Consider the following 11,815-nt stretch of genomic DNA (forward strand, 5'->3'; position numbering starts at 1 on the left):
CAAAACAATAGATACCCATTACTTGCCTGCACCTTTCCGGCTGCTATTGACGTTGCCTGTCTTGCTGAGGAAAATCACGACTTGGAAGCCCTTGAATGAACCGCATCAAGTGCGTCGTCATTAGTCTCGGGGCCTCCTAGGGGAAACACCGTGGATGAAATCCAGCTTCAGGCCTGGCCTGCCAGATCACGCCACTGGCAGACCATGAGAATCTCGCTGTTTCGGGTGGATTTGAGTGGTTCCCTTGGGTTGGGGGATGCCATCAAGGACGTAACGTCAGCGGTCGGAATCCCGCCGTGCAGCGGCTGCGAACGACGTGCAGCCGTTTTGAACAGGTTTCTGCGCCTGCCGCGGTTCAAGAAAACGAACCGCTCCGACTAGTTCGGTTGGCCCGCAACTACTCGTGCGCGGCCACAGCCCGATCGTAGGATCGGGCCATGTGTCAGGAGGCGGCCATGCCGCAAAAAGTGGTGGTTACGGAACGATACTGGTGCCCCGGCCCCTGGCCATGGGAGTGGTTTGACACCTGTACCCGGCAAGTGACCAAGTGGTGCTACGACTTTAGCTGGGTGGAAGAATCCGGATATTTCCTCTTCAGCCATTTGAAGGGCTGTGAGAACGGAACGCTCTACACCTGGTACGCATTTTCCTTCAACATCTTCGGCAGTACGCACTACGGTCCGGGCCGCATGTGCTTCACCAGCCAGCTCAGCAGCGCCGGCAGGTGTGCGGCGTCGGCGGTCTCGGGCTTGACTGTGACGGCTGAATCGCCGCATGTCCAAGCCACGGCTCGCCGCCAGATCCGGGGCCCGGTCAACCGTCCGTTGCTCGAAAACGGAGAACAGCCAAAGCTCGACGGAGAGACGAAGTAGGAACCTGATGCGTGCCACACTAAATCTCGAAACAGTGCTCCAAGACCTTCACTGCTACGACGAGGGTGACGGGTGGGGCAATGCCGAACCGTATATCTGGACGGCCTTTTTCAAAGTCGACGGGGACAACTTTGCTGTGGAGGCCGGGGCTGGCCTGATCGGTTCTCCCGTTATCGTCACGAGTAATGGCACGCACGGAAACCTCGGGAACACAGACGTTGATGCCGGGGATGACGTCGCGATCCCGGACGCCGTGGGTAGATGGACTACGAAACTGAAACCCATTCCGATCAACGATGCCGGTCTGCGCGCGCTACTGAACGACGATGACATACCGGCCATCGGCGGAGTGGTGGTTTCCGTTATGGAAGAAGACGGCTGGCCGGACAGCCTGGCGAACACCGGCTATTCGGCTTTTGTGGATGCTGTGCAGCTGGCAGTGGTGAAAGTGGCCGCCAGCTTCCAGCATGCGCTGGCTGCCCCGACTCCCCAGGAAATCAAAGATCAGATAGACGTTGTCAAAGCCTCCGCGGCTGCATCTGTGCACGCAGCCGTGAAAGATGCCATGTCCGGATGGCAGCTGATCTGGTACGGCACTTTTGGCGACAACGATGACAATATCGGCACGGAAGCATTTACTGTTACCACCGACGAGCTGGTGGCGAATCCCGCGATCGAGATTCTGCGGCGCTGGTCCGGTGACGACTCGGGGGACGGAGACTGGGAGCTCCGCGGCGTTTTCCGCGGATTTCCCCAGCTGGATTGCAACCTGGCGACCATCTTCTCCACGCCAAGCGCAAGGCCGGCACAGGACGACGCCCTGGGCAAGCCGTTGGAAGCCATGCGGGCCTTTCGGGAAGGCGGCTTCCGCGAATACCCGGGGCTTGGGCTGTGGTGGGAGGAACTCAGGCAGGTCAGCCCCGCCCTGGCTTTCCTTGCCGCAAGCCGGCCGGAAATCGAGGATGCGTTGCATGGGCTGCTCCTGGACGCCGGCGTTTGGCTTGACGATAAGACTGTTGTGATCGAGAGATCATCCCGGGATCGGATCAATATTGTCCTTGACGCTGTTGCCGGCTCCGGTTCGAACCGGACCCGCCGTGTTGTCCGGCAGGCCAAGCGTGTGGTGGAGCGACTGGACGGGGTCAGTTTTGAGGCGGGGCTGAAACTCGCAGCTGAAATCAAGCCGGTGGGGAGGACTCCGCGCCGGACGGCGGCGGAGTCGTCGTCGGGCCTCCAACCGGTGAATACGCCCCTGACGAGCTTTCTGGTGGCACTGGCCGACCCTGCCGTGCTGGAGGCCTACCGGCGGGGGCCCGATGCCCTGCTGGCCGCAGCCAGGCTCAGCGCGGAGGAGGCCGAGGCGATCCGGCAGGGGCACCGCGGACGGCTGCGCCTTGGCGCGCTCGCGGAACTGGAAAGGGCAGGTTACGCGGCGCTTGTCACTGACAAGCTGGCTCCCGGCGTCGGCGCCATGGACCCGATCACGATCAACACCAACAATTTTAACAACAACACAATCAATATCCAGACGACCTACAATTCGAGCACAAACACCAGCAACGACAATACGACCGTGACCACCAGCAATGACAACACCACTACGACCACTACTAATTCAAGCGACTGGCGGGAGCGTGCACTGGCTGACATTGAAGGAGCGATCCAGTATTTCGCCAAGGATGACTTCAAGCAGCACGGGAGCCTGCATGTGGTGGGCTCTGGAATCCTGCCGATCACCGACTTGAGTTACGGCGCGCAGGCTCAAATTATGAAGGCGGATATGGTCCTTTACTGCGTTGCGGACCCTGCCACGGAGCTTCGTATCCATGAGTTGAACCCGCGCTCCACCTCGTTGTACGGGCTGTACGGCAATGGCGTGCCAAGGATTGAGACATACCGGGCAATGGTGGACGCAATTCTCGAACAGGTGCGCCGGGGCCGCCGAACCTGTGCCGTCTTTTATGGCCACCCCGGAGTGTTCGCGTGGTCCACCCACGAGGCCATCCGCAGGGCGCGCAGCGAAGGCTACCGGGCCGAGATGGGCTCGGCCGTTTCCGCCCAGGACAGCCTCTTCGCCGATCTCGGCCTGGACCCTTCAACCTTCGGGCTGATGACCCTGGACGCCACTGACTTCCTGATCAGGAACCGGACGCTGGATACATCCATGCACGTTCTGTTGTGGCAGGCGGAGTGCGCCGGTGACGACGGCTTCAATTTTTCGGGCTACCGCAGGCACAACTTTCCGGTGCTGATTGAACGAATAGGGGAGTTCTATCCCAAGGACCATCCGGTGATCATCTATGACGCCTCGACTTTTGGGCACCTTCCACCCGTAATCCAACTGAACCATCTTGACACCATCAAAGCATCCGACCTGTCCGGGATTTCTACGTTGTACCTCCCCCCGGCAACAACGCCCGAGACCGACCGGCAGATGCTGGAGAAACTGGGCCTGATCGGATAGCGGTGCCGCCGGCCGGCGGAACTGGGCCGCCTCGCCGCCCTGCAGCATCTTGCCTGCCATTGCCACACCCGCCTTTAAGTGCCAATGTCGAACCATGACGGAGAACTCTGCAGCCCGCGAAGACACGTTTCGCCCGGACGTGTCCACGACCCGTAATGATGAGCTGCACCGCTATGAGCTCCACGTAGGCGGCCAGCTGGCCGTTCAAATCCGCTTCATCGATGAGCCCGGCCATGTGGACTTTATTCACACTGATACGGCCGAGCAATTCCAGGGCAAGGGGCTCGGCAAGGTGCTGGCCCACTTCGCCCTGGACGACGTCGTCGCAGCCGGCAAACGGATCATCCCCAACTGCCCCTTTATCTACCGCTACCTGCGCAAGCACGCTTCCTATACCCAGTACATCGACTGGCCGGAACGGCCGCCGGCCGGCGCCTGAACCCCGGAAGGCCCCAATTTGGCGGCGCCGCCCGCTTGTGGCCGGGGGCAATAACCTCGTAAGGTTTTAGCAGAGTTACGCAGTCGGCTCTTGGACGTGTCCCTTTGGAGAACCCCGTGAACCATAAACTGCGTGTGCTTGTCCGTGTGGAGGCCGACGCCGGAACCGTGACCCTCGAAGTCACGGGTTGCCTTACCCAAGCTGATTTCCCCTCCCTGCTGCATATCATCCGGCGTGCGGGGCGCCTGGGTGCGGGCACCGATGTCATCATCGACCTCCACAAGTCATCCCACCTGGACCCCGAGATCCTCCTGCAGCTGCGGTCCATGGCCGATACCGGCACGGTGGCCTTCGCGGGGGGTGCCGGGCAGACCGCAGAGCCGTTCCGCATGACGCTGGCGGAACCCGCCGAGCTGCCGATCTGCCTCCTGCACGTCGGCTCCGACGGTGAAGTCCTCGCCGGACTCGAGGCGGAACTCGCGGCGGGGCAGCCACTTGACCTTGCTGCGGGGCCGGGCGCGTCCCCCGCCGCCCTTCCCTCCGGGCCGGGGTTGCCCGCAGGAGTGGACGAGGCCTGCGGCCCGGCAGCGGCCGAGCTCAACGCCGTCAGCGACCCGCAGCTGACCGAGTACTTCGAGGGGACGCTGGACCCCGCCGCAACCGTCCGGGCACTCTCCGACATGGCGCTGGGGCAGCTGGCCGATGCCCTGTACCGGCACCTCGACACCAACAGCCCGTCCTTCGGGGCCCACACCTGGTACGAGCTGGCCACCGAAGAGTTGCAGCAGCGCCACCACGGCGCTGCAGGCGATCCCGAGGACGTGGAACTGCCTGCCGGGCAGGCCCTGGCCTGAGGCGGCGGCCGGCACCGGTTAGGCTGTGGCCATGACTTCCCGTGCCGTGACGCCTGCCGGTTCCACTGCCCTGATCACCGGCGCCACCGCCGGGATCGGGGCCGAATTCGCCCGCCAGCTCGCCGGCCAGGGCCACAACGTGGTCCTCGTGGCCCGCAACAGGGCAAGGCTGCAGGCCGGGGCATCGGAACTTTCGGAGCGGTACGGCGTCCGTGCCGAAGTTCTCTCCGCCGACCTCACGGACGACGCCGGCGTGGCAGCCGTCGTCGCCAGGCTCACGGATCCGGCGAGACCAGTGGAAATCCTGGTCAACAACGCAGGCATTGGGCTGCTGCGTTCCTTCGCGGAGAACGACATCGCGGACGAGACCAGGCATCTGAAACTGCACGTCGAGACCGCCATGCAGCTGACCCACGCCGCCCTGCAGGGTATGCTCGGCCAGCACTCGGGCCGGATCATCAACGTCGCAAGCGTCGCTGCGTTTCTTCCCCGGGGCAGCTATTCGGCCGCGAAATCGTGGCTTGTCAGCTTCTGCCGCTGGGCCAGCCTCGCCTACTCCAGGCAGGGCGTCACCGTCACCGCGGTCTGCCCCGGCTTCACACACACCGAGTTCCACGACCGGATGGGCATGGATAAGGCGGCAACGCCGCGCTGGATGTGGCTGACGGCCGAGCGTGTGGTGCGCGAAGGCCTCGCCGATAATGCCACGGGCAAGGCTGTTTCCATCCCGAGCAAGCGGTACAAGGTGCTGACCGCGGCCGCCCGCATCCTTCCGGACAGGCTCGTTGCCGGCCCGCCGCGCCGCGCGAAATAACGGGTCAGGGCGGACCGCCCGGCGACCGGCGCCGCCGGATCAAAACCACAACAACGATGCCGAGCCCGGCGCCCAGCAGGGTCTCGACGGCGCGTTCGGTCACCAACACGTGCGGGTCGGCGGGGGCGGCGAGCTGTGTCATCAGCAGGATCACGGGAGTGAAGGACACCATCGCCAGCCCGTAGTGCCTGGTCATAAAAAGCTCCGTGGTGAACTGCAGGACAATCACCAGCACGGCCAGGACGGCTGCCTCATGTCCGGGAAACGCCCTCAGGGGTGAGAGCGTCCAGGGGAACAGCACCACCGCGACCACCACCAGACCCGCCAGGGTGCCAACAATCCGGTGCAGGCCACGATAAACGCTGCTGGGCATATCGGCCCCCGCCAGCGGTACCGCGGCGGCGGCCATGGCCCAGTGCGGGTGCCCGCTGCCGCTGAGCACACCGACGGAGCCAGCTGCCCCGACGGCCGTGAAGTACCGCGCCGCATGAATCCATGCGGCCCGGCGTCTGGCCCCGCGCAGTGCCGGGATCTCCCGGGCTGCACCGCGTTGCCAGGCTCTGCCCCGCACCCATCCGCCGAATCCCACGGCCATGGAAAAGCCTGCCGACAGTGCCCCGATGAGGACCGCCGTGTGCCAGTGCACAGTTGTGGGGATGGAGGCGCAGGCGCCCAATGCCAGAATGCCGAAGAACGGGCCGTTCGGCTTCAGTGCCACCTTGTCCGCGAAAAGGGATCCCGCCGCGGCCAGCCCCGTTTCGATAACGACCAGCGCCCAAGAATGCAGCTGGTGTACCGAAAGGAACACGCCGACGGCCAGCCCGCCCACGAGCAGGAGGGCCGCGTGGCCCTGGTGCCTGAGCCGCAGTTGATGAGGTTCGTTGCGGCCATACATGCCGGTCAGGGCGCCGAACACCGCGTAGATCATCAGTTCCGGGCGGCCTGCGGCAAGCAGCGCAAGGGACGGCGCTGCCACGCTGACCGCCACGCGGAAGGCCGAGACGTGGTCTTTGTTGGCTGGCGCCAGGCGGTGGAGGCTGCGGAGATGGGCGCCGAAGGATGGCACGGTGCCTCCTGTTCCATGCTGGGGCCGGACGGTTAGCGGCGCGGCTTAGTGCCGGACGTGCCTAAGGCCCGCCTTCCGGTGGTTCCCCAGGGGAAACACCGGAAGACAGGCCTCGATGGGCGGGACTTGCTACAGAATACGGTTTAGCAGGCCGGGTTCAGGACAAACCCGGCCTTGGTGCCAGGGGCTGACTTAGACTTTGGCGGGTACGGTCCCGGCATCCTCGCGGTTCACGGAATCAGCAGCTGCATCGGCCGAAGCGCCGGCAAACGGCATATCCATTTCCACCAGGTCGATCAGCGGGTTCTCGTCCTGGTTGGCGACGAGTTCCTTGGCCTCCTCGGGGGTGTCCACGCTGGGCATGGAACCCGGCAGGGGCATCCGGGCCGATTCCTTCAGGAAGTAGATCGCCACGGCACCGACGGCCGAAGTAGCCATCAGGTAGTAAGCAGGCATCATGTCATCGCCGGTGGCGTTAATCAGGGCCGCAACGATAAACGGTGTGGTACCGCCGAAGATGGCCACCGAGAAGTTGTACGCGATGCCCATCGCTCCGTAGCGGCTCGACGTCGGGAACTGCGCGGGCAGGGACGACGCCAGGTTGGCCACATAGAAAGTGACCGGGAAGGCGACCAGGCCAAGGCCCAGCAAAGTGGACCAGATTTCGCCGACGCCGATCAGCAGGAACGCCGGGGCGGCCAGGACGACGGTGCTCACGGCGCCGATCCACAGTACGGGACGGCGGCCGATCCGGTCGGAGAGCTTGCCGGTCAGCGGGATGCAGAGACTCATGATGACCAGCACGGGGATCGTCAGCAGGGTGCCGTGAACCGGGTCGTACCCCTTGGACTCGGTGAGGTAGGTCGGCATGTATGACGTCAGGGCGTAACCGGCAGTATTTGCGGCGGCCACCAGGATCATCGCGACGATGATGGAGCGCCAGTACGCCTTCACAATGCCTACCGGGCCCTTGGCTACCGCGGCGTCACCGGCGGTTGCGTCCTTGGCCAGGTTCGCCTGGGCGTCCAGGGTGGCTTGGAACTGCGGGGACTCCTCGATCCTGCTCCGGAAGTAAACGGCGATCAGACCCAGGGGGCCCGCCACCAGGAACGGGATCCGCCAGCCCCACTGCTCCATCGTGTCCTGACCAAGGGTCAGCTGCAGCACGGAGACGAGGGCGGCGCCGATCGCGAAGCCGAGGTAGCTCCCGAGGTCCAGGAAGCTGGCGAAGAAGCCGCGCCGCTTATCCGGGGCGTACTCGCTCACGAACGTGGTGGCTCCGGCGTATTCGCCGCCGGTGGAGAAACCCTGGATGACCTTGAACAGGACCAGCAGCACCGCTGCCCAGATCCCGATCTGGGCGTAACCCGGCAGGAGGCCGACGGCGAAAGTGCTGGCCGCCATGATCATAAGAGTTGCGGCGAGGACCTTCTGGCGGCCGATCTTGTCGCCGAGCCAGCCGAACACGACTCCGCCGAGGGGGCGGGCAATAAAGGTGGCGGCGAAGGTTCCCAGCAGGAACAGAGTCTGAACAGACTTGTCCGCTTCCGGGAGGAACACCGGTCCCATCGTGGTGATCAGGTAACCGAACACACCGACGTCGTACCACTCCATGGTGTTACCTACGATGGTGCCGCCGAGTGCCTTTTTGAGCATCGGCCGATTAACGACGTTGACGTCGGACTCCTTGAGCCGGCGCCGCGTCCGCAGCTTTGATTTCTTCGCACCCGGGGGGGCAGCTTGGTTGGTTCGGCCGGCGTCGATCACGCCAGCCGAAGAGTCGGTCATGCTTCGGTCTTTGGGCATTTGGTGCACTCCTATGGAGGTCATTTGCTTGCGACTTGTAGCTGCCCCGCTCTGGGCAGGCTTTCAATTTTACGTGATTTCGATGGTATTTCCGAGTTTGGTGCCGTACCATCCGCTATTTCGACCCCGCAGGGGGCCGGTTGCGGGAAATTTCTTTCCGCCGTTTCGCCGCGTCGTTACTGGGAAACTCGCGTCTGCACCGTGGACCGCGCAAATATTTCACGGCCGGGCGGTCTGCCGCCGGTTTTAGGGCCCGAATCACGCCTCCCGGAACACAACGGGCTCATCCGCGACGGGGCGGGTTCCGGCTCCGGGAAGCACCGCGCAGGAGGGGTATCCAAGGCTTCCGGAAAGCGCCTAGGGTTGACTGCAACACACTGCTGATCAGCACCGCCGATCGAACGCCACACAAGGAGAACAGTCCATGACTGGCAATGAAACCACAAAGAGCAGCAACAGCGGCGCGGAGCCGGACGGCAGGCCGCAGGCCGGCCCGGAGCAGGGGAAGGGCATCAAGTCCCGTCTGACGGACGCCCAAAAGGAGATGCTCGCGAGCAAGTCCCGGGGCGGGGCTGGCTCGCAGAGTGTCGGCCACAGCCACAAGCCAACGCACGTCAGCGGCAAACAGGGCCCGGCGGAGAAAAAGGTCCGCTGGTAACCCTAGAGACATCACCGCCCGGCGGACCTAGGATGGTGGGACGTTTCATTTCATCGTGGAAAGGACGAGCCATGGCGGATCATCACTCGAAAGACGAGATCGAGCCCGAGGTTGCCGGTCACCTTGCGGAGTCCATGGACGAGGTTCCCGGGCCGGAGAGTAAACGCCCGGAACCCCCGTCGCCCGACGACGGCCATGAGTGGCCGGACGGCAGCGGGAAGCACCGCCATCCCAAGGACCGCGACGTTGTCCGGGGACAACAAGGACAGCAGGTGGCGGACGCAGCCATCCACCGGCAGAGTCGTCCCCAGGTCCCGCATCACGACTAAGCACTGCGAGGGCCCGCCGCGGCGGGCCCTCAGCTGTGTTCGACGACGACGTCGTCCGGGTTTTTGTCCGGACGCCAGCCACGCCAGACCGGGTGCCGAAGCTTGCCGGATCCCGTCCACTCACCGAACTTAACCTCGCCGACCAGCTTGGCCGACACCCACCGGGCGCCGGCGGCGTCTTCCGCGGGAACATCCGCAAACGGTGAGGTCTTGCGCGGCAAAGCCTCCAGCTGCCGGCGCAAGCCGCCGAGTTCGCGGGTGCTGAAGCCGCTGCCCACACGGCCCACGTAGCGCAGCGTCGGCCCGTCCGGAATGCCCAGCAACAGCGAACCGACGGTGTCGCGGCGCTCGCCGTTGCCGGGGCGCCAGCCGCCGACCACCACTTCCTGGGTCTTTTCGAACTTTAGCTTGAGCCAGGACCGGCTCCGCTGACCGACGTAGCGGCCGTCCGTGCGCTTGGCCATGACGCCCTCCAGCCCCAGTTCCTCAACGCTTTCCAGGATGTGCCCGGCATCGCCGTGGATTAGTTGGGAGAGGTCCACCGGGCCGCCGGCAAGGGTGAAAAATGCTTCCAGCCGTGCCCGCCGCCGGCCGAGCGGCAGGCGGCGCAGGTCCGAGCCGCTCTCGGCCAGGAGGTCAAAAAGCATCAGCCGGACCGGCGTAGATGCCCGCGCCTGCGCGACGTCGGAGGCACTGCCGAGGTTCATCCGCCCCTGCAGCAGCCCAAAGTCGGGCCGCCCCGAAGGGCCGACGGCGATTATCTCGCCGTCGGCGATGAAGTCCTGCTCCGGCCAGCTGGAACGATTGGTCAGTTCCGGATACGCGGCGGACATGTCGTTGCCGTTGCGGCTGATCAGGCGGATCTTGCCCGCACCCCCGACGATCAGGGCCCGCACCCCGTCCCATTTGAGTTCGAACTGCCAGTCCTTGCCGGGCAGGTCGGCGGCGCTGCCGGGGCTGGCCAGCATCGGTGAAACGTCCGCCGGATCCGGGGCGGCGGGCAGCGGAGGTTCCTCCTGCGGCGGGGGAGCATGCTCATTCTTCGCGCCCGGCGCGTCCATCAGGTGGATGAGCCACTGCTCCTCGCCCCTGCCGGTATGGATCAACGCGAACCTGCGGGCGCCGGCCAGCCCGCCGTCGTCCTGGCCGCTGAGGGTGGCAATGACTTCTTTGCCCGCGATCCACTTCTCGCAATCGTAGTAGCCGTGGTCCCAGATACTGACGGTACCGGCGCCGTATTGGCCCTTGGGGATGGTGCCTTCGAAGCCCGCATAGTCCATCGGGTGATCCTCGGTCTGGACCGCCAGGTGGTTTGTGGTCCGGCTCGTAGGAACGCCCTTGGGCAGCGCCCAGGAGACCAGGACGCCGTCACGCTCCAGCCGGAGGTCATAGTGCAGCCGGCTGGCATGGTGTTCCTGGATGACGAACTTCTCCCGGAGGGTGCCGCCTTCTGAAGCTGCCCGGTACTGCTCGGCAGTGAAGGGCTCAGGGGTGGAGCCAGCGTCACGATTGGCGCGGTACTTCTCCAGCCGCGGGTCGGTGGCGCCGCCGTCGCCGGTGGTGTTGCTGCCGTTCGGGCGGCCACCGGGCTGCGCCGTTGCCTTGCGCCCGCCGGAGATGACGGAGAAAGGATCCTTGCCCGACTTCACGCGCGCAAGGACCTCCCGGTAGTCCAGTTGGTGCAGTGACGGTGAGTTGAGTTCACGCCAGGTCCGCGGAGCCGCCACCGTGGGCCGGAGCCGCCCGCGCAGTGAGTAGGGAACGATGGTGGTCTTTGCGGCGCTGTTCTGGCTCCAGTCCACCAGGACCTTGCCGGCGCGCAGGGTCCTTTTCATGTCACTGACGGCCAACTCCGGATGGTCGGCTTCCAGGGCGCGGGCCAACTCGTGGGCGAAACCCGAAATCTGTTCGGAGCTCTGGCTGCCGTCGAGGGCCGCGTACAGGTGGATGCCTTTGCTGCCGCTCGTCACGGGTACGGGATCCAGGCCCACGTCCTGCAGGATACTCCGGGCGAGCCAGGCGACCGCGACGCATTCGGCCAGTCCTGCACCCTCACCGGGATCCAGATCCAGCACCAGCCGGTCCGGCGGCATCTGCTCGCCGTGGGAATCCACGCACCACTGCGGCACGTGTATCTCCAGGGCTGCTGTCTGTGCCAGCCAGGCCAGTGTGGCCGGGTCGTTGACCAGCGGGTACTGGATGGTGCGCTGCTTGTGGGTGATGGCGGCCCGCGGAACCCAGCCCGGTGTCGAATGGTCCAGGTTCTTCTGGAAGAACATCTCGCCCGGGGCATCGGCCGTCCCGACGCCGTGCACCCAGCGCTTCCGGGTAGCCGGACGGTCCGCGGCGGCGGGGATCAGCACCGGCGCCACGGCCGCGTAGTAAGCCATGACTTCGGCCTTGGTGGTACCGGTCTGCGGGTACATCACCTTATCCAGATTGGTGACCACCAGCTCCCGGCCGCCGACCCGGACCCGCTCCTTGCCGTTCGCCGTCGCCCTTTCAGCCAAGGG

At 64.9% G+C, this 11,815-nt stretch carries 10 protein-coding genes; 7 read left to right on the forward strand and 3 right to left on the reverse strand.

Translation table 11 applies throughout. The features are described 5' to 3' along the window. Nucleotides 1-455 precede the first annotated feature (455 nt). From QI450_RS17525 to QI450_RS17545, 5 genes are all read left to right on the forward strand, one after another. Nucleotides 456-872, forward strand: a complete 417-nt coding sequence (locus QI450_RS17525) for a hypothetical protein (RefSeq protein ID WP_226773881.1) — start codon at nucleotides 456-458, stop codon at nucleotides 870-872. Between the two features lie 7 nt (nucleotides 873-879). After that, nucleotides 880-3,336, forward strand: coding sequence for an SAM-dependent methyltransferase (locus QI450_RS17530; protein WP_282468056.1), 2,457 nt, complete (start codon nucleotides 880-882; stop codon nucleotides 3,334-3,336). Nucleotides 3,337-3,430: 94 nt separating this feature from the next. Then, nucleotides 3,431-3,775, forward strand: a complete 345-nt coding sequence (locus QI450_RS17535; protein WP_226773884.1) for a GNAT family N-acetyltransferase — start codon at nucleotides 3,431-3,433, stop codon at nucleotides 3,773-3,775. Between the two features lie 116 nt (nucleotides 3,776-3,891). Further along, entirely contained in the window at nucleotides 3,892-4,629 is a 738-nt protein-coding gene (locus QI450_RS17540; RefSeq protein WP_226773885.1) for a hypothetical protein, read from the forward strand. Between the two features lie 31 nt (nucleotides 4,630-4,660). Then, complete coding sequence (locus tag QI450_RS17545; RefSeq protein WP_226773886.1) at nucleotides 4,661-5,443, forward strand: SDR family oxidoreductase; 783 nt, start codon at nucleotides 4,661-4,663, stop codon at nucleotides 5,441-5,443. A 4-nt stretch (nucleotides 5,444-5,447) separates the two neighbouring features. Here QI450_RS17545 and QI450_RS17550 read toward each other — a convergent pair whose 3' ends face one another. After that, nucleotides 5,448-6,509, reverse strand: a complete 1,062-nt coding sequence (locus QI450_RS17550) for an FUSC family protein (protein WP_226773887.1) — start codon at nucleotides 6,507-6,509, stop codon at nucleotides 5,448-5,450. A gap of 192 nt (nucleotides 6,510-6,701) precedes the next feature. Further along, entirely contained in the window at nucleotides 6,702-8,315 is a 1,614-nt protein-coding gene (locus tag QI450_RS17555) for an MFS transporter (protein WP_226773888.1), read from the reverse strand. A 424-nt stretch (nucleotides 8,316-8,739) separates the two neighbouring features. Here QI450_RS17555 and QI450_RS17560 point away from each other — a divergent pair, with 424 nt between their 5' ends. Beyond that, entirely contained in the window at nucleotides 8,740-8,973 is a 234-nt protein-coding gene (locus QI450_RS17560) for a hypothetical protein (RefSeq protein ID WP_226773889.1), read from the forward strand. A 71-nt stretch (nucleotides 8,974-9,044) separates the two neighbouring features. After that, the gene (locus QI450_RS17565; protein ID WP_226773890.1) at nucleotides 9,045-9,302 is read left to right on the forward strand and encodes a hypothetical protein; all 258 of its coding nucleotides are present in this window, start codon (nucleotides 9,045-9,047) and stop codon (nucleotides 9,300-9,302) included. Between the two features lie 29 nt (nucleotides 9,303-9,331). Here the strand turns inward: QI450_RS17565 and QI450_RS17570 are convergent, their stop codons facing one another. Then, nucleotides 9,332-11,812: an ATP-dependent DNA ligase gene (locus QI450_RS17570; protein ID WP_226773891.1), complete on the reverse strand. Its 2,481-nt coding sequence runs from the start codon at nucleotides 11,810-11,812 to the stop codon at nucleotides 9,332-9,334. Nucleotides 11,813-11,815: the final 3 nt, after the last annotated feature.

Source organism: Arthrobacter sp. EM1, assembly GCF_029964055.1.
GTDB lineage: Bacteria > Actinomycetota > Actinomycetes > Actinomycetales > Micrococcaceae > Arthrobacter.

Excerpts from the sequence above, each read along its gene's own strand:
- QI450_RS17525 (WP_226773881.1), top strand. The coding sequence starts at position 456 with ATGCCGCAAAAAGTGGTGGTTACGGAACGATACTGGTGCCCCGGCCCC.
- QI450_RS17530 (WP_282468056.1), top strand. The coding sequence starts at position 880 with ATGCGTGCCACACTAAATCTCGAAACAGTGCTCCAAGACCTTCACTGC.
- QI450_RS17535 (WP_226773884.1), top strand. The coding sequence starts at position 3,431 with ATGACGGAGAACTCTGCAGCCCGCGAAGACACGTTTCGCCCGGACGTG.
- QI450_RS17545 (WP_226773886.1), top strand. The coding sequence starts at position 4,661 with ATGACTTCCCGTGCCGTGACGCCTGCCGGTTCCACTGCCCTGATCACC.
- QI450_RS17555 (WP_226773888.1), bottom strand. The coding sequence starts at position 8,315 with ATGCCCAAAGACCGAAGCATGACCGACTCTTCGGCTGGCGTGATCGAC.
- QI450_RS17560 (WP_226773889.1), top strand. The coding sequence starts at position 8,740 with ATGACTGGCAATGAAACCACAAAGAGCAGCAACAGCGGCGCGGAGCCG.
- QI450_RS17565 (WP_226773890.1), top strand. The coding sequence starts at position 9,045 with ATGGCGGATCATCACTCGAAAGACGAGATCGAGCCCGAGGTTGCCGGT.